General features: G+C 68.5%; 17 protein-coding genes. 9 read left to right on the forward strand and 8 right to left on the reverse strand.

Annotated elements, in window-relative coordinates:
- Nucleotides 1-73 precede the first annotated feature (73 nt).
- The 5 genes from ABD209_RS13380 (at nucleotide 74) to ABD209_RS13400 (ending at nucleotide 4,452) form a co-directional block, all read left to right on the forward strand.
- Complete coding sequence (locus ABD209_RS13380; RefSeq protein ID WP_344067249.1) at nucleotides 74-1,777, forward strand: SDR family NAD(P)-dependent oxidoreductase; 1,704 nt, start codon at nucleotides 74-76, stop codon at nucleotides 1,775-1,777.
- A 25-nt stretch (nucleotides 1,778-1,802) separates the two neighbouring features.
- Nucleotides 1,803-2,357, forward strand: coding sequence for an orotate phosphoribosyltransferase (gene pyrE / locus ABD209_RS13385; protein ID WP_324387773.1), 555 nt, complete (start codon nucleotides 1,803-1,805; stop codon nucleotides 2,355-2,357).
- A gap of 1 nt (nucleotide 2,358) precedes the next feature.
- Nucleotides 2,359-2,817: a hypothetical protein gene (locus ABD209_RS13390; RefSeq protein WP_344067252.1), complete on the forward strand. Its 459-nt coding sequence runs from the start codon at nucleotides 2,359-2,361 to the stop codon at nucleotides 2,815-2,817.
- A 377-nt stretch (nucleotides 2,818-3,194) separates the two neighbouring features.
- Nucleotides 3,195-3,656, forward strand: a complete 462-nt coding sequence (locus tag ABD209_RS13395; protein ID WP_344067255.1) for a hypothetical protein — start codon at nucleotides 3,195-3,197, stop codon at nucleotides 3,654-3,656.
- A 127-nt stretch (nucleotides 3,657-3,783) separates the two neighbouring features.
- Entirely contained in the window at nucleotides 3,784-4,452 is a 669-nt protein-coding gene (locus ABD209_RS13400; protein ID WP_324387770.1) for a LemA family protein, read from the forward strand.
- A gap of 112 nt (nucleotides 4,453-4,564) precedes the next feature.
- Here ABD209_RS13400 and ABD209_RS13405 read toward each other — a convergent pair whose 3' ends face one another.
- On the reverse strand, nucleotides 4,565-4,984 hold the full coding sequence (locus ABD209_RS13405) for a MarR family winged helix-turn-helix transcriptional regulator (RefSeq protein WP_344067258.1): 420 nt from the start codon (nucleotides 4,982-4,984) through the stop codon (nucleotides 4,565-4,567).
- Nucleotides 4,985-5,087: 103 nt separating this feature from the next.
- Between ABD209_RS13405 and ABD209_RS13410 the strand changes: the two genes are divergently transcribed.
- Nucleotides 5,088-6,926, forward strand: coding sequence for an ABC transporter ATP-binding protein (locus ABD209_RS13410; RefSeq protein WP_344067260.1), 1,839 nt, complete (start codon nucleotides 5,088-5,090; stop codon nucleotides 6,924-6,926).
- Between the two features lie 319 nt (nucleotides 6,927-7,245).
- Here the strand turns inward: ABD209_RS13410 and ABD209_RS13415 are convergent, their stop codons facing one another.
- Entirely contained in the window at nucleotides 7,246-8,487 is a 1,242-nt protein-coding gene (locus ABD209_RS13415) for a C45 family autoproteolytic acyltransferase/hydrolase (protein WP_344067263.1), read from the reverse strand.
- Between the two features lie 155 nt (nucleotides 8,488-8,642).
- Between ABD209_RS13415 and ABD209_RS13420 the strand changes: the two genes are divergently transcribed.
- On the forward strand, nucleotides 8,643-9,593 hold the full coding sequence (locus ABD209_RS13420) for an intradiol ring-cleavage dioxygenase (protein WP_344067265.1): 951 nt from the start codon (nucleotides 8,643-8,645) through the stop codon (nucleotides 9,591-9,593).
- A gap of 99 nt (nucleotides 9,594-9,692) precedes the next feature.
- Here ABD209_RS13420 and ABD209_RS13425 read toward each other — a convergent pair whose 3' ends face one another.
- The 4 genes from ABD209_RS13425 to gabT are packed head-to-tail and all read right to left on the reverse strand — an operon-like array spanning nucleotide 9,693 to nucleotide 14,908.
- Nucleotides 9,693-10,877: an acyl-CoA dehydrogenase family protein gene (locus tag ABD209_RS13425; protein ID WP_344067268.1), complete on the reverse strand. Its 1,185-nt coding sequence runs from the start codon at nucleotides 10,875-10,877 to the stop codon at nucleotides 9,693-9,695.
- Nucleotides 10,874-12,052 carry a CaiB/BaiF CoA transferase family protein gene (locus tag ABD209_RS13430; RefSeq protein ID WP_324387328.1) on the reverse strand — a complete coding sequence of 393 codons (1,179 nt, stop codon included), beginning with the start codon at nucleotides 12,050-12,052 and terminating at the stop codon, nucleotides 10,874-10,876. Before ABD209_RS13430 ends, ABD209_RS13425 begins: the two co-directional genes overlap by 4 nt.
- On the reverse strand, nucleotides 12,037-13,539 hold the full coding sequence (locus tag ABD209_RS13435; RefSeq protein WP_344067272.1) for an aldehyde dehydrogenase family protein: 1,503 nt from the start codon (nucleotides 13,537-13,539) through the stop codon (nucleotides 12,037-12,039). The genes ABD209_RS13430 and ABD209_RS13435 overlap by 16 nt, the downstream gene beginning before the upstream one ends.
- A 1-nt stretch (nucleotide 13,540) precedes the next feature.
- Nucleotides 13,541-14,908, reverse strand: coding sequence for a 4-aminobutyrate--2-oxoglutarate transaminase (gene gabT, locus ABD209_RS13440; RefSeq protein WP_344067275.1), 1,368 nt, complete (start codon nucleotides 14,906-14,908; stop codon nucleotides 13,541-13,543).
- Between the two features lie 398 nt (nucleotides 14,909-15,306).
- On the opposite strand from gabT, the gene ABD209_RS13445 reads away from it, so the two are divergent.
- Nucleotides 15,307-16,380, forward strand: a complete 1,074-nt coding sequence (locus tag ABD209_RS13445) for a Fic family protein (RefSeq protein ID WP_344067277.1) — start codon at nucleotides 15,307-15,309, stop codon at nucleotides 16,378-16,380.
- A 98-nt stretch (nucleotides 16,381-16,478) separates the two neighbouring features.
- On the forward strand, nucleotides 16,479-18,050 hold the full coding sequence (locus ABD209_RS13450) for a PucR family transcriptional regulator (protein ID WP_344067279.1): 1,572 nt from the start codon (nucleotides 16,479-16,481) through the stop codon (nucleotides 18,048-18,050).
- Between the two features lie 122 nt (nucleotides 18,051-18,172).
- Here the strand turns inward: ABD209_RS13450 and ABD209_RS13455 are convergent, their stop codons facing one another.
- Nucleotides 18,173-19,630 carry a biotin carboxylase gene (locus ABD209_RS13455; RefSeq protein ID WP_344067281.1) on the reverse strand — a complete coding sequence of 486 codons (1,458 nt, stop codon included), beginning with the start codon at nucleotides 19,628-19,630 and terminating at the stop codon, nucleotides 18,173-18,175.
- Entirely contained in the window at nucleotides 19,627-20,874 is a 1,248-nt protein-coding gene (locus ABD209_RS13460; protein WP_344067283.1) for a serine hydrolase domain-containing protein, read from the reverse strand. Before ABD209_RS13460 ends, ABD209_RS13455 begins: the two co-directional genes overlap by 4 nt.
- Nucleotides 20,875-20,883: the final 9 nt, after the last annotated feature.

Genomic DNA, 20,883 nt, shown 5'->3' on the forward strand with positions numbered 1-20,883 from the left:
GGACGCGGCTTCCTCGACACCGAGACCGCCGACGAGGAGGCTCTTGGATGTGCTGTGCCGGGCGGTTCTCGTCTTGACCCACGCCGCGGCCAAGGCCATGCGGGAGCGCGGGCACGGGCGCATCATCAATGTCTCCTCGGTGGCCGTCTTTATCGCGGGCAGCAGCTATTCGGCCGCGAAATCCTATGTGACGGTGCTCACAGAATTGGTCGCCGGCCGGCTGGCCGGGACGGGTGTGACCGCGACCCCGGTGTGTCCCGGATTCGTCCACACCGAGTTCCACCAGCGGGCCGGGCTGGCCATGACAGGGATGCCCGAATTCGTCTGGCTCCCGGTTCAAAAGGTGGTCAGGGAGGCCCTCGCCGATGCGGGCCGCGGGCGGGTCGTCTCGATCCCAGGGCGCGGCTACCGGCCGTTGTCGGCCTGCTGCGCGTCGCACCGCGCTCGCTCACCCGCAACCCGCGGATCATCGACCGGCACCGAAAAGGCAAGTAACATCGATCGGCACCAGGACCTGTCCCCCATCTCACCTGGAGCACACCCCATGTCTTTTCCCTCTTCGTCGCCGCGCCGTGCCCTCGCGCTGGTCGCCTCCGGAGCCACCTGTGTCGGCCTGCTCGCCGCCGGCCTCCCGAGCGCCTCGGCCGCCCCCGAGCCGGCGCCTCAGGCCGCCTCTACCGCCGCCACGGGGAAGTTCCTCAAGCTCTGGTCGGCCGAGTGGATGGCCGGCCAGAAGTCCTTCACCACCGCCCAGGCCCAGGATCTCGCCCGCCGGATGAGCGTCATCGTCGCGATGCGCGGCAAGTTCACCAAGGACATCGCGGCGATGAAGGCAGCCAATCCGAGCCTGAAGGTCCTCGCCTACCGCAATGCCACCTTCGGCGGCAAGGGCTATGCCGACAGCCTCTACGCCAAGAACAAGTCCGGTCAGAAGATCTACGCCCGCAAGTGGCCCACGACCTTCCTGATGAATCTCTCCAGCCCGGCCTGGGCGGCCGAGGTCGGCAAGAGCTGCGTCGAGTTGATCACTGTCAGCAAGTACGACGGCTGCTTCCTCGACGTCCTCGGCTCCGGCCCGCTGATGGGCAACTACCTGTCCTCGATGCCGGTCACCAATGGCAAGCAGTGGACGCACCCGCAGTGGATCGGCTGGGCCGACGACATCACTGTCGCCGCCAAGAAGGCCACCGGCGGCAAGACCGTCATGGGCAATGGCCTGGGCAACGGCCGGCGGTACTTCTCGACGACGATGTCCTCCAAGGGCCTGGTCGCCGGCAATGACGGCATGGAGCCGGAGCTCTTCGTCCGCGAGGCCCACTCCCCGGTCGGCGCCTACTACAGCGAGACCAACTGGAAGCAGGACGTCGACATGATGATCGACGTCCAGAACAAGGGCAGCCGCGTCCTGTCGATGACGAAGCTGTGGACGAATGCGTCCGAGACCCAGAAGAACGCCTGGCACAAATACGCGCTGGCGACCTTCTTGATGGGCTCGAACGGCAACTCCTACTTCTGCTTCCTGCGCGACAAGAACGCCGGCGCCTCGTGGGGCGCGCACCCCTTCAACCAGATCGACATCGGCACCCCGACGGGGTCCTACGCCAAGATCGGGACCGGGATGTATGCCCGCAACTTCACCAAGGGCAAGGTCGTCGTCAACGTCGGCAAGTCGTCCTCCGGCCTGCGGCTGACTCAGGGCGCCCGCACCCTGGACGGCGCCCGCGTCTCGGGGTCGGTCACCGTGGCTGCCCACTCGGCTGAGATCTTCCAGTACTGATCCGCCCGCCCCATACGCTTGCCGTATGACTGCCTTCTCGCCGGACCGGGAGCGCCTCCTCGCGCTCATCAAGGACAAAGCCATCGTTCACGGTCGTGTGACGCTCTCCTCGGGTCGGGAGGCCGACTATTACGTCGACCTGCGCCGGATCACCCTTGACGGGGAGGCCGCGCCGTTGGTCGGGCGCGTCATGCGCGAACTCGTGGCCGACCTGGACTTCGACGCCGTGGGGGGCCTGACCCTGGGCGCCGACCCGGTTGCGACCTCGATGCTCCACGCCGCGGCCGCGGCGGGCGAGCGGCTGGATGCCTTCGTCGTCCGCAAGGCCGGCAAGGCGCATGGCCTGCAGCAGCGAGTGGAGGGGCCGTCGATCGCCGGTCGCCGGGTGCTGATCGTCGAGGACACCTCGACCACGGGCGCCTCGCCGCTCGATGCGGCTGATGCGGCGCGCGACCTCGGTGCCGAGGTCGTCGCGGTCGCGACGATTGCCGACCGTGCGACGGGGGCGGCGGAGAAGTTCGCAGCCGCCGGCCTGGCCTACCGCCACGCCTTCTCGCTCACTGACCTCGGGCTGGCCTGAGATGACGATGGATGCGGGAGCCAAGGCGCGGGTCCGCGAGGTGCTTCTCGCCCGGGCGCGCGAGGAGGTGGCCGCGGCGCAGGAAAGCGTCGTGGCCGAGCAGGCCGCGGGCAAACTCGACCAGGACTCCTCGTTCTCGGTCGACGAGCAGTCCCAGACCGACGAGGCCGGTGGCCTCGCGGCGCTCTTCGAGGAGACGGTGGCGAGGCAACAGACCGCGCTCGCCGAGCTCGAGACGCTCGACTTCGGCCCCCGCGAGCGCGTGTCCCCGGGGGCGATCATCGGCCTCGACGGCGACCGCTATGGCGTCGGAGTGGTCGCCGGGGCCCTCGATTGCGACGGTGTCACCTACGAAGGCATGTCGATCGACAGCCCGCTGTATGCCGTGCTGGCCGGCCACCGCGCCGGCGACACGGTCGCTTTCCGGGGCCGCGACCACCGCATCGATTTCGTGGCCTGAGATAGCCGCCCACTGCGCGCGTGGAGTCGCACGCAGTGGGTATACCTTCGGCGGGCGGGTTCGCACGGCATACGGAAGGGGGGGTGTGGGGGACTTCGACGGTCTCGTCGCGGAGGCCGATACCGCTGATGTGTCGGGTTAGGATTTCGGGTGGCTCGACGGGCGAGCGACCGAGGAGCGCCCGCCCTGGGGTGACAGCCGCCAACTCGCGGACCGGTTCGCGCACGTGGGATCCGCACTCGACGTCGACACCGGCGCCGGCGAGGTGCTCGCCGAGATGCCGGTCCTTCCCCCACGGATGTGCGCCATCGAGGGGTGGACGGTCAACCGGTTGCTCGCGCGCACACGACTTGAGGCGCGGCGTCGAGGTGCTGCCGGTGATCGGCGGTCAGTTCCCGTTTGCGTCAGGGTCATTCGAACTCGTCTGCGGCCGACATCCGGTGCGTCCGAACGGGGCGGACATCAGCCGGGTGCTCATCGACGGGGGCACCTACTTCGCCCAGCATGTGGGGCCGCGGTCGGCGAGTGAGCTCGACGAGTTCTTCCTCGGGCCGGTCCCCGACATCCGCCGCAGCCGCGACCCGCGCCTGGGGGCCGCCGAGGCGGAGTATCACGGACTCGAGATCGTCAACCTGCAGACCGCGCGCTGCCGAATGGAGTTCTTCGACGTCGGCGCCGTCGTCTGGATCTTGCGACGCTGCGTCTGGTGGGTGCCGGACTTCTCGGTCGAGCGCTACCACGATGCGCTCGCGCGCATGCACGCGGTGATCGAGCGCGACGGTGTCTTCGTCGCGCACTCGACGCGGCACCTGATCGAGGCGCGGCGGCCGGCGCACTGAGCCCTGTGGTCCGGCCTCCGGACCGGCATTCGCGGGTCTGCCGCGCCCCGGCCGGTTAAGCTTCCAGTCGGCGACCGGACCATCCCGGCGCCCCGCCCGGCCACGGTCGGCTGACGAAGGAGTGCCCGTGCTCATTGCGATCCTTGTGATCCTCGGTCTGATCGTGCTCGTCGCGCTCTGGGCCGTCGGGGTCTACAACGGCCTGATCAAGCTGCGCAATCTGGTGCAGGAGGCCTGGCGCCAGATTGACGTCGAACTCAAGCGCCGCCATGACTTGATCGGCAATCTCGTCGAGACCGTGAAGGGGTACGCAGCGCACGAACGCGGCACCCTCGAGGACGTCATGAAGGCGCGCGGCGCCGCCATGGCCGGCGGACAGACACCGGCGCAGCAGGCACAGAGCGAGGGCATGCTCAGCGCCGCTCTCGGGCGCCTGATCGCGGTGGCCGAGGCCTACCCCGACCTGAAGGCCAACCAGAACTTCATGGCCCTGCAGAACGAACTGACCTCGACCGAGGACCGTATCGCCTCCGCCCGGCGTTACTACAACGCCAATGTCCGCGAGCTGAACACCAAGGTCGAGACCGTCCCGAGCAACTTCGTCGCCGGCATGTTCAACATCAAGCGCGAGGAGTACTTCGAGGTCGAAGGCGCCGAGCGTGACCCGGTCAAGGTCGACTTCGGGCAGAGCAACTACAACATCCCGCCGCCGGCCGGCTACAACTCCCCGCAGGACACCGCTCCCGCGCAGATCCCGACCACGCCGCCCCCGGGTCAGCTTCCGCCGAGTCAGTAGCCCGCCCAGCGCCCGCGGGCCCACCCGCAGTCTTTGCGAACTGCCTACCGCCAACAACGTGGGGTGATCACCCCAGGTGCTGCCCGGTAGGCCGTCGCATGAGCGGGTGGATTCAGTCCTGAAGCAGGGTCGTCAGGATGCGCGTCAGACTCGCTCGGTCGGCCGCGCTGAGCCGTCCGAAGAAGGCCTCCGCGCCCGCGCGCCGGCTTTCGGCCACGGCGCCGGCGGCGTGCTGGCCGGCCTCGGTCACGCTAAGCAGCACGGCGCGCCGATCGCTGGGGTCGGCCGATCGCGTGACCAGGCCGCGCTCCTGCAACGCATCGGCCACTTCGGTCGCCGAGCGCGGCGCGATCCGCAGCCGCTCGGCGAGTTCGGATAGTCGCAGTGGCCCCGACTCGGCGACGATCATCAGCGCCCGTCCTTGGTGGGGCGCGAGGTCCAACTCTTCCGGCTGCGCCGTCCACGTATGCCGCATGCTCCGCAGCGCCCGTCCCAGCAGTACGTCGAGGGGTTGGTCGGCGTCGGGCGGCATGGGTGCAGCATACGTGAAGTTGCGAGGCAACCACATCGTGAGGTAACCTCTCTAACTAGTGAGGGAACCTCACGAACGATACAGACAACGGAAGGAGTAGCTCATGGCTGACACCCTGCACTCCGGTGGGGGCTCGCGGGGCCCCCAGAAGGTCGACCCGCGCGATCGAGCCCAGTTGGCGCTTTCGCCCGTCGAGCTCCCGCGCGTGCTGGCGCTCTTCGCGCCGCACCGCCTGGCCATCGCCACCGTCATGGCGATCATCGTGGTCTCGTCGGCTCTCGGGCTGGCGCAACCTTTCCTGCTCAAGGCCGTCTTCGACGATGCCCTGCCGCACAACAATATTCGCGTGCTCCTGCTGGCCGTCGGCGGCATGCTCGCGGTCACCATTGCGACCTCGCTCCTGGGCGTGGTGCAAACCTGGATGTCGACGAAGGTCGGCCAGCAGGTCATGCACCGCCTGCGCAGCGACGTCTTCGCCCACCTCCAGCGCCAATCGCTCAGCTTCTTCACGCGCACCCGGGGCGGCGAAGTCCAGTCGCGCATTATCCAGGACATCGGTGGCATGCAGTCGGTGGTCACCTCGACCGCGACGTCGATCGCGGCTAATCTGACGACCGCGGTGGGCACGGCGGTGGCCATGGCCGCGCTGAGCTGGCGGCTGTCCCTGCTCTCCCTGCTCGTTCTCCCGCCGTCGATGTGGCTGACCCGCCGCGTGGCGCTGCTGCGTCGCGAGATCACCGCCGCCCTGCAGGCCCGCCTAGCCGATATGCACGTCCAGGTCGACGAAGGATTGTCGGTCAGCGGCGTGCTCCTGACCAAGACGCTGGGGGCCGGCCGGCTGGCTTCTCGTCGCTTCGAGCGGACGTCCGCCGAACTCGTCGATCTCGAGCTTCGCTCGGCACTTGCCGGCCGCTGGCGGATGGCCACCATGTCCATCGTCTTCGCCGCCATCCCGGCGCTGATCTACCTCGCGGCAGGTTTCCCGGCGACCAGCGGGGGGATGACCATCGGCACGTTGGTGGCCTTCACCAGCCTGCAGGCGGGGATCTTCCGGCCGCTGATGGCCCTGCTCAACGTCGGCGTCTCGTGGATCTCCTCGATGGCCCTCTTCAGCCGGATCTTCGGCTACCTCGACCTGGTGACCGATGTGCCCGCGCCGGTCGCGCCCGTCCCGCTGCCTGCCGGCGAGGTGCGGGGCGACATCCGCTTCGACCATGTCTCCTTCACGTATGCCGAGGGCGCGCCCCCCGCGGTCGACGACGTGACGCTCGACATCCCCGCCGGATCGAGCCTCGCGCTGGTCGGTGACACCGGTTCGGGCAAGTCGACCTTGGCCGGCCTGGTCGCGCGGCTGCGCGACCCGTCGTCGGGATCGGTCTCGATCGACGGCATCGCGCTGACGGCGATCGGCGAGGACGCTCTGGCCGCGATCGTCGGCGTCGTGACGCAGGAGACCTACCTGGTGCACGACACCATTCGGGCCAACCTCCTGCTGGCCGCACCCGACGCGAGCGAGGCGCAGTTGTGGTCCGCTCTCGGGGCGGCCCAGGTTGCCGACCTGATCGGACGACTGCCCGAGGGTCTCGACACCGTCGTCGGCTCCCGTGGACACCGCTTCTCTGGCGGTGAGAAGCAGCGTTTGGCCATCGCCCGCACGATCCTGCGCGATCCCCGGGTGTTGATCCTGGACGAAGCCACGTCCGCTCTCGACAACCGGACCGAGCGCGCCGCTCAGCAGGCCATCGACACCCTGAGCGCCGGCCGGACCACGATCACCATCGCGCACCGCCTCTCGACGATCCGTGATGCCGATCAGATCGCCGTCCTGGCGGGTGGCCGAGTCGTCGAACTCGGCACCCACGAGGCGCTACTCGCCCGTGGCGGGCACTATGCCGCGCTCGTCTCGGCGGGGGAGGCCACGGCATACGCCCAGGCGGCCTGACCGGTACGCGCAAGCGGCCTGATAGATACGAGCAGCCTGACAGGCGACCAGCGCCCGTCCGCGCCGTTCTCCGGGGGGCCGCAAGTACGGCCTGCGCGACGCGACCCGACCGGGGCGCGCCGCGCAGGAGTCATGAGGAGCCGAGCGCTGCGTGCACGCTGCCGCGGATCACGTATGCCAGCGGGCCCAGGCGGCCTGGCGGGTGGTCCCCGAGGCCTCGCCGACCGCCGCCCAGGAGGCGGACTCTGCGAGCAGCCGGGCCGACGTGCCCAGAGCTTCGCCAGCTGCCGCGCTCAGGGCAAGCAGAGCGTTGAAAGCCTCAGGTTCTGCCGTTGCGGCCAGCCGATCGATGGCGGCTTGAGCCGTTGCCAGGTCGCGGGCCACGGCATCCGCTGGGGACTTCGGCACTGGGTACCTCCACCGTTATCGACGCGTCGGGATCTTCGAACCGGCGCGTCCACGTTTGGCCGGGCCAGCGGTACGTGACGCTACCTTCCTTCGGTAAGAATTCGGCCATAGAGAGACTGCCAAAACCCGCGCTGAAGAGCGAACTTCGGACCGGCTCGCGAAGGAATGCGCCAACGACTTCCCGCCGCGTCGCGCCTTCGTTGACAAGTCGGGTCAGCAGGTCGTGACGCTCTCGGGAGCGCAGCCGGGCCGCATCTGCGGGATATTCCACGACATCGAGTCGGTGATTCGTTGCGACACGCTGCCGGGAGGTGATGACCTCCTCGCCGGGAGCCACGAAAACCGTGGCCACCGTTCCCGCCGCGTCCACGAAGGTCAGGTTGTAAGCCTGCGCGACGGGCAGGGTGCGCACGCGCGCCACTGCCTCGGCCACGTCGCCGCATTCCTCGAGCAAGGCGCGCAGGACCAAGGGGATGCCGAAGCCGACGCCCGATCCGGGACGGCCGCCGAAGGTCAGTGAAACGGCGAGACCGTCCTCGTTGATCCCATCGAGCAGGCCCCAGAGGCAATCGCTGGTCCCCATGACGCGCCGGGTGCCCGAGTAGTTCGTCGAGGCGACCACCCCCTCGAAGAGCGCCGGGTCGTAGTCGTAACTGCGCAGAAGCACCGGCTCGGGGTCGGTCAGCGCCACCTGGCTGCACCCGGTGACGAAGGGCGTCGGCCGCCACAGGCTCAGCAGCCGGCCGGCGTCCTCGTGGGTGGTGCCGGTCGCCGCCACGGCCAGTTCGGTCAGGTGCTCCCACGTCGGCAGGAGCGCGGGCAGGTGGCGGCGCAACGCGTCGCGGCACTCGGCATACGTCGGTTGGTCGGAGGCGGGCCGCGCCTGGAACCAGCGTGCGTAGGCCGGCCACGTCGCCCGGGCGAGCGCCTGCCACCTCGGGCCGGGAGTTGCCTCCCGATAGGCGTGCATCGTGAGGGTCAGCTCAGGAATCGGTTTGTGCGAGAGGTGCTTCGCCGGTGCTGAGTGCGTCCGGGCCGCCCGTGGTGTGCCGGGCGGCGAGCCGTATGCCGTGGCCCAGGCCCGCCCGTAGGCGAGCCACGCGCTTGCGTCTGTCGGGTCAGCCGGGAGATGTGGTTGCGTCAAGATGGTCATGACTGTCAAAGTAGACTTGACACTCGATACTGTCAAGTTTGAGTTGACATTGGCGGGCTCGTTGAGGGGTATTGAGACACAGCACATGCACAGGTGGCCGAACTTCTCTAGGCTCGCCGGGACCACGACCGTCCCGATCGAAGGATGTCTGAAGGATGAGCTTGAGCGCGCATGACGACGGCCGGCCCGGAACGTACGAAGGCAGGGCGCTGCCCCGGCCGGACGAGGACGTCTTCGACCAGGGGTTGGCCTTCGACCTCGAGACCATGAACCGCCGTCGGCTCTTGCGCATGGCCGGTCTCGGCGTGTCGGTGGCTGCGCTGGCCGCCTGTGGAGATTCGGGCAGCGGGAGCGCGTCGACCAGCGCCTCAGGCAGGTCCGCGAGCACATCCGCCTCGGCCACGACATCCGCGTCGGTGGCGACGTCGGCCGCCGGTGACGTGACCGAGATCCCGGACGAGACGGCCGGCCCCTATCCGGGTGACGGCTCGAACGGGCCGGACGTGCTGACGCAAGACGGCGTCATCCGGCAGGACATCACGAGCAGCTTCGGCGACTACAGCGGCACCGCGGAGGGTGTGCCAGCCACGATCGAGTTGACGATCACCGATATGGCGAATGGCGACAAAGCCTTCGCTGGGGCCGCCGTCTATGTGTGGCACTGCGACCGCTCCGGGAATTACTCCCTGTATTCGGAGGGGGTCACCGAGCAGAATTATCTGCGCGGGGTCCAGATTGCCGATGAGAGCGGGAAGGTCACTTTCACCTCGATTTTCCCGGCGTGCTACAGCGGTCGCTGGCCGCACATTCATTTCGAGGTCTATCCGGATCAGGCGTCGATCACCGACTCCGCCAATGCCATCGCGACCTCGCAGATCGCCATCTCCAAGGACGCCTGCGACCTCGTCTACGCCACCAGCGGGTATGAGGCATCGGTCACCAATCTCGCCCAGCTGAGCCTCGCCACCGACAACGTCTTCGGCGACGACAGCGGAGTGCATCAACTGGCGACGATGAGTGGTGACGTGACCAAGGGCTTCACCATCGCCCTGGCCGCACCCGTCGACACCGCGACTGCGCCAACTGGCGGTGCCGCCCCGAAGTAGGGCTGGTCAGATCAGACAAATCGACCGGGGCCGACACGCCGAAAATCGAGGTGAATATTCGGCGTGTTCGCCCCGGTCGAGCGCGGTCGAGGTCTGTCGTCAGCGGAAGGCGGGCAGGCCCGTCAGCGACTGGCCGACGACGAGGGTGTGCATCTCAACGGTGCCCTCATAGGTCAGCACCGACTCCAAGTTGTTCATGTGCCGGATGACCGGGAATTCCAAAGAGATCCCGTTGGCGCCCAAGATTGTTCGCGCCGTGCGGCAGATGTCGAGGGCTTCGCGGACGTTGTTGAGCTTGCCCAGGCTGACCTGCTCCGGCCGGAGCGTGTGGGCGTCCTTGCGGCGGCCGAGGTGGTTGGCCAGCAACAGGCCCTTCGCATACTCCAGGTACATCTCGGCGATCTTGGCCTGGGTGAGCTGGAAACCGGCGATGGGTTTGCCAAACTGCTCGCGCTCGCCGGCATACGTGATGGCTGCCTCGAGTGCCGAACGGGCCGCCCCAAGCGCCCCCCAGACGATGCCGTATCGCGCCTCGTTGAGGCACGAGAGCGGGCCCTTCAGGCCGCGGACCTCCGGGAAGACCGCATCTGCGGGGAGGCGGACGTTGTCGAAGACCAATTCGCTGGTCACCGATGCCCGCAGCGACATCTTGTGCTTGATCAGGGGCGCGGAGAAGCCGGGGGTGTCGGTGGGCACCGCAAAGCCACGGATGCCCTCGTCGGTCTGGGCCCACACGACGGCCACATCGGCAGCGGATCCATTGGTGATCCACATCTTCGCGCCGTTGAGGATCCAGTCATCTCCGTCGCGGCGGGCATTGGTGCGCATGCTGCCCGGGTCGGAGCCGTGGTCGGGCTCGGTCAGGCCGAAGCAGCCGATCGCGGTGCCGGCCGCCATGTCCGGCAGCCAGCGCTGCTTCTGCTCCTCGCTGCCCCAGCGCCAGATCCCGAACATCGCCAGCGACCCCTGCACCGACACCAGCGAGCGGATGCCCGAGTCGCTGGCCTCCAGCTCCAGGCACGCGAGGCCGTAGTCGACGGCGGACATGCCGGCGCAGCCATACCCGGTCAGGTGCATGCCGAGAACACCGAGTTCGCCGAGTTCCTTGGTCAGGCCGCGGATGTCGTCGATCTCGCCCCGCTCGAACCAATCGGCGACATAGGGGTCGATGCGGCGCTCGCACATGGTGCGCACCGAGTCGCGCACGATTCGCTCGTCGGCGGTAAAGAGATCGTCGAGCCCGGCGAGGTCGAGGCGGGTCTGCAGGCTGGGAATGGCGCTCACGCGAGGCTCCTGGTCGGTTGATCAAGGGTGGGTCGAGGATCGGACGAGGCGAGCCAATCCTCCACGAGGAGGGTGTGCTCGCCGACGCCGGGTGGCGGCGTCGCATCGTCAAGGGCGTTGCCGGAGAACAGGATCGGGTTGCGCACCTGCTCCGGGTGGTCGTCACCGACCGAGAAGGTCGGCGTGAGGCCGAGGTCGCGGGCCTGGGCGAAGGCCGTGCCGATGTCGTTGACCGGTGCAGCTGCGACGCCGGCTGCCCGCAGCCGCTGCTCCCAGTGGGCGGCCGGCTCGGTGGTGAGCTGGGCCTCCAGGGCGGCCACGAGCGACTCGCGGTTGGCAACGCGGTCGGCGTTGGTGGCGAAGCGCGGATCATCGGCTAGCGCCGGTATGCCGAGTGCCCCCGTCAGGCGCACGAACTGGCCGTCGTTGCCGCACGCCACCGCCAAGGGCAGGTCCGCGCACTGCAAGGGCTCGTAGGGCGCGATGCTCGGGTGCGCATTGCCCATGGCTGCCGGCGCGACGCCGGTGGTGAGGAAGGCGCTCGCCTGGTTGACGAGCGAGCCGAGCAGGCTGGAGACGAGGTTGACCTCGATGTGCTCCCCGGCGCCGCTGACCGCGCGTTGCTGGAGCGCGGCCAGGATGCCGATTGTCGCGTCCTTGCCGGTGAGCACGTCGACGAGGGCGACGCCGACCTTCTGCGGGGCGCCGCCTTGCTCTCCGGTGATGCTCATCAGTCCGCCGAAGGCTTGGGCGACGAAGTCATAACCCGGCAGGGATGCGCCCGCGCCGGAACCGAATCCGGTGATCGAGGCATAGACGATGCCGGGATTTGAGGTGCGGACGGCGGCATAGCCGAGGCCGAATCTCGCCAGCGTGCCGGTCATGAAGTTCTCGACGAGCACGTCGGCGCGGCGGGCGAGCTCGCGGGCCTTGGCGAGGTCGGCGGGATCGTTCAGATCCCAGGCGACGGAGAGCTTGCCGCGGTTGAGCGCCTCGAAATAGGAGCTGGAGTTCTCGGTCCACGGTGGGCCCCAGGCCCGGGTGTCGTCCCCGCGCCCGGGCCGCTCGACCTTGACGACGGTCGCGCCCAGATCGGCGAGATACATCGTCGCCAACGGCCCCGCGAGAACGCGGCTGAAGTCGGCGACGAGGAGACCTGTCAGGGGACGGCGCATTGCGCCACCTTCGGCTCTCGTGGCACGCGCAGACGGCCGTTGACGCGACGGACGATGCGCCAGGCGTTCTTGTCCTGCAACGGAACCGGGAGCGCAGCCTGAGGCGTGCCTTGGTAGGCGACCGGACGCGTAAAGCGGGCCAGCGCAGCGGCGCCGACGGAGGTGGCACGCGGGTCGGTCGTCGCGGGCCACGGCCCGCCGTGCTGCTGCGCCCAGAGCGTGGCCACGCCGGTCGGCCAGGCATCGACGGCGACGCGGCCGACCTTGGGTGCGAGGTGCTTGACCAGATCCGCGACCTCGTCGTCCGCAGACCCGCCGGTCATCACCGACGCCACGAGGGCGCCGGGCAGAGCGGCGATCAGGTCGTCGCGCTGGTGTGCATCGGCATACTCGACGACGAGCACTACGGGGCCGAAACACTCACGCAGGAGCGGGGATTCGCGGTGGATCAGGCTCGCGTCGGCTTCGAGCACCCAGACACTCGGACCGATAGGCGTGGATGCGTCGGAGCGGGCGACGGCAAAGGCGCCATTGGTGAGCAGGTTCTGCACGCCGTGACCGAAGGCTTCGTGGATGCCGACCGTGAGCAGGACGCCGGTCGGTGGGCCGTCGTGCAGTTCCGCGCCGAGGCGCGCGGCAAAGCCGCAGCCAGCGGGCGCCAGGATCAGGCCGGGCTTGGTGCAGAACTGGCCCATGCCCATGGTGAAGGACGCGAGCGCGCCCTGGGCGAGATCGGCCAGCCGGTGCACCGCCGCGGTGGTCAGGACGACGGCATTGACGGTGCCCATCTCGGCATAGACCGGGATCGGGATCGGGCGGGTGGCGGCGAGCCGGTGCAGTGCCAGGCCGCCGGCTTCGGAGCCGGTGAAGGCGACGGCGGCGATCTCAGGCGCGAGGACGAGCTGCTCCCCGGCGGCGAGGCCGGTGACCGCGCTGAGGAGACCTTCGGGCGCGCCGATGTCAGCGAGGGCGTCGTGGGCGATGTCCATCAAGGCGGCATGCGTGCGCGGGTGGGCTGGGTGTCCTTTGACCACGACCGGAGACCCGGCGGCGATGGCGGAGCCAGTGTCATTGCCGAGCGTCCCGAAGCCGAAGGGGAAGTTGCTCGCCCCGAAGACGGCGACCGGTCCGACGGATGCCTGGATGCGCCGCAGGTCGGGGGTCGTCGCCGTGGCGTGGTCGATGGTCGCGCCGAGCCACGAGCCCTCGATGCAGACGTCGGCATAGAAGCGCAGCTGGTTGGCGCAACGGAGGACCTCACCGTCGAGGCGGGGCAGGCCGAGGCCGGTCTCCTCGTGCGCGAGGGCAGCGAGCGAATCGGCATGGGCGACAACGGCATCCGCGATCGCACACAACCAGGCGGCGCGCTCGGCAGGGGTGGCGGCGACCACCGCGGGAGCGGCGGCGGCCGCGGCGGCGACCACGCGGCATACGTCCTGGGGGGTGGACTCACCCACGACGGACGGGGCGTCGACGACGGTGGTCATATCAGAGACCCTTCCACGATGCGGTGAGAACTTCCAGACCGTCGCGCAGCAGGTCGTCGGGCATGACGAGCGGCGGGAGGAGGCGGATGACATTGCCATAGGTGCCGCACTGGAGGGTGACGACGCCCTGGCGGTGGCACGCGGCCATGACGGCCGCGGCGGCCGCGGGGGCTGGCTCTTTGGTGCCAGGGACGACGAACTCGACGGCGAGCATCGCGCCGCGTCCGCGGACCTCGCCGACCCACCCATTGCCGTATGCCGCTTCCTCCAGAACGGGCCGCGCAATCGCCTCGATCTGGCGGGCGCGGGCGACGAGGTCGAGCTCCTCGATGGTCTCGAAGACGCCGAGGGCGGCCGCGCAGGCGACCGGGTTGCCGGCGAAGGTGCCGCCGAGGCCGCCCGCAGGGACGGCGTCCATGATCTCGGCGCGGCCGGTGACACCGGCGAGCGGCAGCCCACCGGCGAGACCCTTCGCGGTGACGATGAGGTCGGGGACGAGGCCATCGTGTTCGGAGGCGAACATCGCTCCGGTGCGGGCGATTCCGGTTTGGACCTCGTCCGCAATCAGGACGATGCCGTGCTCGCGGGCCAGGCTCGCGACGCCTTGGAGATAGGCCGCGGGCGGGATGATGAAGCCGCCCTCGCCCTGGATGGGCTCGATGACGATGGCGGCCGTGTTGTGGGCGCCGATCTGCTTGACGACGAGGTCCTCGAGCGCGTTGAGCGCCTCCATCGCGCAGTGGTCGGGGCCGGTCGGCCAGCGGAAGGGATAGGCGAGCGGCGCGCGGTAGATCTCCGGCGCGAAGGGGCCGAAACCATCCTTGTAGGGGACATTCTTGGCGGTCATCGTCATGGTCAGCAGGGTGCGGCCGTGGTAGGCGTGGCCGAAGGTGACCACCGCCGGGCGATGGGTGGCGACCCGGGCGATCTTGACGGCGTTCTCCACGGCCTCGGCGCCGGTGGAGAACAGCGCGGACTTCTTGGCGTGCGCGCCGGGGGTGTTGGTGTTGAGCCACTCGCCGACCTGGACATAGCCGTCGTATTCGGTGACGAGGAAGCACGTGTGCGTCAGGCGGGCGACCTGCTCGCGGACCCGGCGGACGACCGCCGGCGCACTGGAGCCGACCGTCGTGACGGCGATGCCGGAGGCGAAGTCGATCAGGTGATTGCCGTCGACGTCGACGAGGATGCCGCCGCCCGCGCGCTCGATGAAGACCGGAAGGGTCGTGCCGAGGCCGGTGGACAGGACGCCTTGGCGGTGCTGGTGGCGGGCGAGCGACTGCGGCCCGGGGATCGCCGTGCGCAGGATGCGCACCTGCTCCGGCCGGTCGGTCTCCACGTATGCCGCGGTCTCCAGTTGCGCCGTCATGGCCCCTCCTTGGGTCAGCTCCCCGGGTCCAGAAATGGCCCGGTCGTTCCCGCCACGGTAGGCCGGGCGTGCCGAGGAGGCAGTGGACGAAATGGTGCGGCTTCGAGGTCCAGTGAGACATTTCGTCCAGCCTCCGCGAGGACCAGAGACAGCGCGGCATATCCTCACAAATGAAGGTAAGCTTCATTCATACCCTCACTTAGATAAATAAGTGAGGTTATGCTGGCGGCGTGACCTTCAGTTCATCGTCGGCTAGCCCGCATACATCGTCGGTGGATACCAATGTCTGGCCCGCCGTGACTTACGAAGATGTGCCCTGGGATGTGCACCCTGTCACCGGTATGACGCGACGTGATCGGGTGATGATCGGGTGTCCATACCGGGCAAGCGTTCCGGCGATGATCGCCGACTTGGACGTAGTGCTCCCTGGACGGGTCAGCGCCGCGGCCGAGGAATCGGCCACCGCCATGCGCGAGTTCGACACCCGCCAGGGCAGCGAGATCGCGCCTTTCGCAGCGATCCTCCTGCGCAGCGAGTCGGCGTCGAGCTCCCAGATCGAGCAGTTGTCCGCGTCCGCGCGAAAGATCGCCGAAGCCGAGCTGACGGGCGCGTCGACGGGTCATGCAGGCGCCATCGTCGGCAATGTGCGCGCGATGACTGCCGCCTTGGCCCTCGCCGACAATGTGGATGCCGGGGCGATCCTGGCCATGCACGACGCGCTGATGCACCAGACCGCGCCGGAGATTGCGGGTCGGTGGCGTACGGACCAAGTGTGGATCGGCGGTCGGGCGGTGTTCGGGATGGGCAGCTCACACGATGCCGACTTTGTCCCTCCCATCGCACACCGAGTGCCCGAGTTGATCGCGGACCTGGTGTCGTTCAGCGTCCGCGCGGACGTGCCGGGCGTGGCTCAGGCCGCGATCTCCCACGCCCAGTTCGAGACCATCCATCCTTTCCCTGACGGCAACGGACGCACGGGACGTGCCTTTCTGCACGCGATGCTGCGCGCGCGAGGGATCGCGCGTCAGGTGTCGGTCCCGATCAGCTCGGGCCTTTTGGCTGATACGCAGGGGTACTTCGACGCGGTAACCGCCTACCGGGACGGTGATATTTCGCCGATCGTCTCGTGCGTATCCCGGGCCGCTTTGATCGGTGTCGACAACGGAACGCGGTTGATAGCCGACTTGGATGACGTCCGCCAGCGCTGGCGGGATCAGCTGACTGGGCTGAGGTCCGACTCCGCCGCGCGGCGACTGGCCGAGGGGCTGTTCCTGCATCCGGTGATCTCGGCGCCCGTCGCCCGCGAGATCCTGGGCATCGGCAAGAACGAACATCGCTACATCGACGTGCTTCTGGATCGGGGGATCCTGAGGCAGGACCAGGGCCACAAGGCGCGCAACCTGACCTGGCGGGCTCAGGACGTGCTTGATGCCCTGGATGCGTATGCCCGTCGCACTGGTCGCCGCTCCTGAGCCCGTGCCGGGCGGCTCGCCACGTGTTACTGGACAGCAAGCCCCCGGGCCCACGATGCTGGCGGCTCGCCAGGTTCCATGGACGACGGGAGGCGGTCTTGGGTATCACCATCGAGCAACTGGCCGGGGACGGCCGACTGGGGCTGCGGATCGTCGGCGGGCTGACCGGGCGGCGTCGCGATATCACGTGGGCGCACACCAGCGAGTTGCTCGACCCGACGGCGTGGCTGGACGGCGGCGAGTTGCTGATGACTCTGGGCATCAACCTGCCCGACGACGCGGTCGGACAGCGGGCGTATGTCGAGCGGCTGGCCCGGCTGGGCGCGTCCGGTCTCGCGTTCGACACCGGGATGATCCACCCGGAGGTGCCCGAAGCATTGGCCCAGGCGGGGGATGAGTTCGGGCTGCCGGTGCTCGCCATCCCGGCCGCGACGCCCTTCCTGGCGATCTCACGCGCGGTCATCTCCGCGATCACCGCGGACCAAGTGGCGTTGGTCGCGCAGATCTCGCGCAATCAGGAGCGGCTTGCGAGTGCGGCCATGGTCAAGGGTGCGGCAGGAGTCGTCGACACGCTCGCGCGGGCCTTGTCCGCAACGGTCGTCACGCTCGACGGCTCCGGTGCGGCTGTGGACTCGGCGGGCGCTGGCGCCGGCCGGCTGGCGAAGCGGGCCGCGGCGTTGCTGGACTCTCGCCGGGGCAAGGGTGTGCCGGCCCGGCAGCAGACGATCAGCCATGTCGACGACGACGGGTATTTCACCGTGCAAGTGCTGGGCAAGCCCAAGCAGGCCGGCGGCTATCTGGTGGTCGGTGGACGTCGTCAGTTGGATTCGAACCAGCGGCTGCTGGTGAGCTATTCGGCGACCTTGCTCTCGATCCTGCTCGACCGTCCGGCGCACCTCCATGAGGCGGAAATGCGCCTGCGGCGCATGCTCTTTCGGTCACTCCTGCGCCCCGGTGCGGATGTCGATCTCGGCCTATTGCGGTATGTCGGATTCGCTGCCGACCGGGAGGTGGCCGTGGTCGCTGTCGGGGACGCCGGACCGCCGCGGGCGGCCGAGGCAGCGGTTGACGCGGCTCTGGCCGCGCGAGGCACACCGGCGCTTGTGATGGCGAACTCGAAGGGCCTCGCGGTATTGGTGGGGGCGGCCGAACGGGGCGAGGTCGCGGAGATGACGCTCGCTGCCCTGCGGGCGAGCCTCGGTCGGCTGCCCTCGGCCGGGGTAGGCCGTGGTGTCGAGCTCGGGCTCGCGTTGGACAGCTATCGGCAGGCGATCGCCGCCGCGCGCGTGGCGCTCGGGCAGCCGGGGCAGATCATTGACTTCGCGGAGTTGAGCATCTTCGACGTGCTGCTCGGCACGCAGTCACGCGACACATTGGCCGCGATCGCCGGCTCGGTGCTCCGCCCGCTGGACCCACTCACGAGCGGCCTGTCCGCCGACCTGCTGCGTACGACATCGGAGTTCCTTGCGCACGGTGGACATTGGGAAGCTACGGCGAATGCGCTTGGTGTGCACCGGCATACGTTGCGCAACCGGATAGACCGGATCTCCGGCATCCTCGGCCGCGACCTCACCATCGCGAGCGAACGCGCCGAGGTCTGGCTTGCCCTCAAGGCCCGCGAACTCCTCCACCTCACCTCAACCGAGGCCGCCGGCGAGCCGGATCGTTGACAGCTTCCCCGCCCGATGCCGGAACCCCCTTGTTCGCACCGGAAGACGTCCTGTGCGAACAAGGGCCTGGTGGCATCGGGCGAGAAGGCTGCGACTGGTGTGGCGACGCCTCGAGCCGGGGGTCAGAGGGCCTTGGAGTTCAGCAGGGTAGGCATGATCACCGGGGCTTCGGTCAGGGGTGAGCTCACATACTGCGAGCGGATGCCGCTGACGATCTGCTCGCAGCGCGGAGTCAGCGACTTGGGGTCGTCGGTCTGCATCCGCGAGCGGCCCATCACGATGCCGAGGTCCGCGCCCTTGAACAAGTAATCCCCGGGGCCATAGATCCGCATGAAGAAGAACTCGTTCTCGTCCTGCAGGCCGTGCCAATCCAGGGCGGGTCGGCGGTATTCGAAGGACCCGTCGGGCTGGATCGCCCAGGTGCCGGTGCGGGGTGCGGCAAGGATCGAGGAGACCTCGTCCTCCGGCTGCTTCATGATCAGCTGGCTCCATTGGTCGATCGCCGCCAACTCGGTCCAGCGCTCGTTGATCTCGTCGGTGTCGATGGTGTAGTCGACGTCCATGTATTCGAGCAGGTGGAAGAGATAGAGCGGCAGGTCGGCATAGGCCCCGGCGGTGACCATGGTGATCGGTGAGGCCCCCGAGATGCGCGGGTTGAGTTCGCCGAGATAAACCTCGTCAGTGTCTAGATCGATGAGGGTGTCGACCTCGAAGAAGCCGGTGTAGCCCTCCAGCGCGAGCCGGTCGCCGAGCTTGCGCACGAGCTGCGTCGCGGCTGTGCGCTGCTTCTGGGTCATGGTCTCGGGGAAGACGTCATTGCCGCACCAGCCACCCTTGTAGGGCGTCATCGACTCATACCCGGTAAGGTCGACCATGAACGGGCCGACGATCGTCCCGTGCCGCGTGATGCACCCCTCGACCGCGAAGGCGGTGTTGCGGATGCGCTTCATGATCTTCGCCTCCTGCCCGGCGAGATCCTCCGTGTACTTGTCCCAATCCTGTTGGCTCGCAACGAAAAACGTGGTCTTCCCCGAATCGCCGTAGGGCAGCTGGATCACCAGATCACTGCCCAGGCCGGCCTCGCCGGCGAGGGCCAGCAACTCGTCATACGAGTCAGCTGAGGCGAGGATATTGGGGACGCTCGGCGCGCCCGCCTCATTGCCGAGGCGGGTGGTCTCGAGCTTGGAGTCGAGCCGTTTGCGCAGGGCGACGGGCGGGAGGGTGAGGGTGTAGCCAAGCTCGCGGCAGATCTCCTCGGTCTCCTCGTCGATGAAGACCGCCATCACCCGCGGCTTGCCGCCGCGCGCTTTCAGGCGCGCCTGCAGCTCGGGGTTGCGCAGCAGCCAGTTGGTGATCTGCTCGGAGGAGGTGAAGGTGCCGTCATACGGCTGGGATGGGGTGATGATGCGCGGGTGCTGGCCGTCCCACGGGTCGTAGTAGGTGAGGTAGTTGAAGTTGCGGACCCACCGGTCCAGCCCGAGCAGATTGAAGGGCGTCGGCCCGACGAAATAGATCGGCTCGTCATTGGTCCGGTAGAACGACCGGATCTCGGAGATATTGCGCAGGGGGTGGGTGGTCATCTCTTCTCCTTGATGGCTGCCGGGTGGGCGGCGAGGGCGGATCGGGTCAGGGCGCTGGCGAGGGTTTCGAAGAGCCCCAGTGTGTCGAAAAATCGGGCGCCGTCCTGGGCGGTCGGCCACGAGGACAGCTTGACGCCGGTGATCGCGGCGCGCTGGTTGACATAGATCATCTGGCCGTGCACACCGAGCGCGAGGAAGGTCGTCCGGTCCGGGAAGGGCACCCAGATCTGATTGCGGTAGTGACCGCCCGGCATGCCGGTCGGCGAGCTTGTGGCGGCGAAGGCCGAGCGCAGATCCTCGGTGCCGAGCAGCGTGTCGGTGGTCAGCCAGCTCGGGCCGACCTTGCGGCCGGATGGCGAAATACCGCTGTGCCGCAACATTTCTCCCAACCTTGCGACGTCCCGAAGGGTGGCGCACATGCCACCGTCCGCGATGGCCGTGCCCGCCTGGTCGATGCTCACGTATGCCGTGTGCTCACCCCCCATGGGTGCCCAGACGTAGTCGTGGATCAGGTCCGCGAGCGGGCGGCCGGTCGCCTCCTCGCACACCCACCCGAGCGCGTCGGTCTCGCTGGAGCGGTAGTGGAAGGTGCCGCCGTGCTCGCGCTCGCGGGGCAAGGTGAGCAGGAAGTCGTGCAGGGTGTCCGGGATGTCGGCCCGCGGGCTGCGCCACTGGGTCGCGTGCTCCATCAGGTAGACGTCCGCGTCGGGGTCGTGGTAGGTCTCGTTGAACCGCACACCCGAGCGCATGTCGAGCAGATGCCGCACGGTCGCGCCCGCGAATCCGCTCTCTCCTAACGCAGGAACGATCTCCTGCACGCGGGTGTCGAAGCCGAACCAGCCCGCGTCGACGAGCGTCGTCGCGACGACGCCGACCACGGTCTTGGTGACCGACATCAGCAGGTGCCGGGTGTCGGGGAGCATGGAATCGGCATACGTCTCGGCGCGGATGCGGCCGTGGTGCAGGATGACGAAACCATCGGTGTAGGTGTCCGCGAGGACGTCCGCACCGGTCGTATGACCGGTGATCCGCCCGGTGGCGTCGTAGCGCGGGGTGGCGAGCCGGAGAAGATTCGGATCGGGTTCTGCGGCAAGGGGTTCCGGATGCGGCGATGCCTGGATCACCTGCATCCGCAGCACCTCGTCGAGGTGGAGGAAGGTCCAGCGGTTGTGCGGCGCGTCGGCCCAGTTGTCGAGGGTGACGCCCCGGCCGATGGCATCCGTGGAGAGCGGGTGGGGCGTCACCCCCGACAC

It is taken from the genome of Nostocoides vanveenii, from assembly GCF_039531165.1.
In the GTDB taxonomy this organism is placed as follows: Bacteria; Actinomycetota; Actinomycetes; order Actinomycetales; family Dermatophilaceae; genus Nostocoides_A; species Nostocoides_A vanveenii.

Excerpts from the sequence above, each read along its gene's own strand:
- pyrE (WP_324387773.1), top strand. The coding sequence starts at position 1,803 with ATGACTGCCTTCTCGCCGGACCGGGAGCGCCTCCTCGCGCTCATCAAG.
- ABD209_RS13390 (WP_344067252.1), top strand. The coding sequence starts at position 2,359 with ATGACGATGGATGCGGGAGCCAAGGCGCGGGTCCGCGAGGTGCTTCTC.
- ABD209_RS13405 (WP_344067258.1), bottom strand. The coding sequence starts at position 4,984 with ATGCCGCCCGACGCCGACCAACCCCTCGACGTACTGCTGGGACGGGCG.
- ABD209_RS13410 (WP_344067260.1), top strand. The coding sequence starts at position 5,088 with ATGGCTGACACCCTGCACTCCGGTGGGGGCTCGCGGGGCCCCCAGAAG.
- ABD209_RS13415 (WP_344067263.1), bottom strand. The coding sequence starts at position 8,487 with ATGACCATCTTGACGCAACCACATCTCCCGGCTGACCCGACAGACGCA.
- ABD209_RS13420 (WP_344067265.1), top strand. The coding sequence starts at position 8,643 with ATGAGCTTGAGCGCGCATGACGACGGCCGGCCCGGAACGTACGAAGGC.
- ABD209_RS13430 (WP_324387328.1), bottom strand. The coding sequence starts at position 12,052 with ATGCGCCGTCCCCTGACAGGTCTCCTCGTCGCCGACTTCAGCCGCGTT.
- ABD209_RS13435 (WP_344067272.1), bottom strand. The coding sequence starts at position 13,539 with ATGACCACCGTCGTCGACGCCCCGTCCGTCGTGGGTGAGTCCACCCCC.
- gabT (WP_344067275.1), bottom strand. The coding sequence starts at position 14,908 with ATGACGGCGCAACTGGAGACCGCGGCATACGTGGAGACCGACCGGCCG.
- ABD209_RS13445 (WP_344067277.1), top strand. The coding sequence starts at position 15,307 with ATGATCGCCGACTTGGACGTAGTGCTCCCTGGACGGGTCAGCGCCGCG.
- ABD209_RS13455 (WP_344067281.1), bottom strand. The coding sequence starts at position 19,630 with ATGACCACCCACCCCCTGCGCAATATCTCCGAGATCCGGTCGTTCTAC.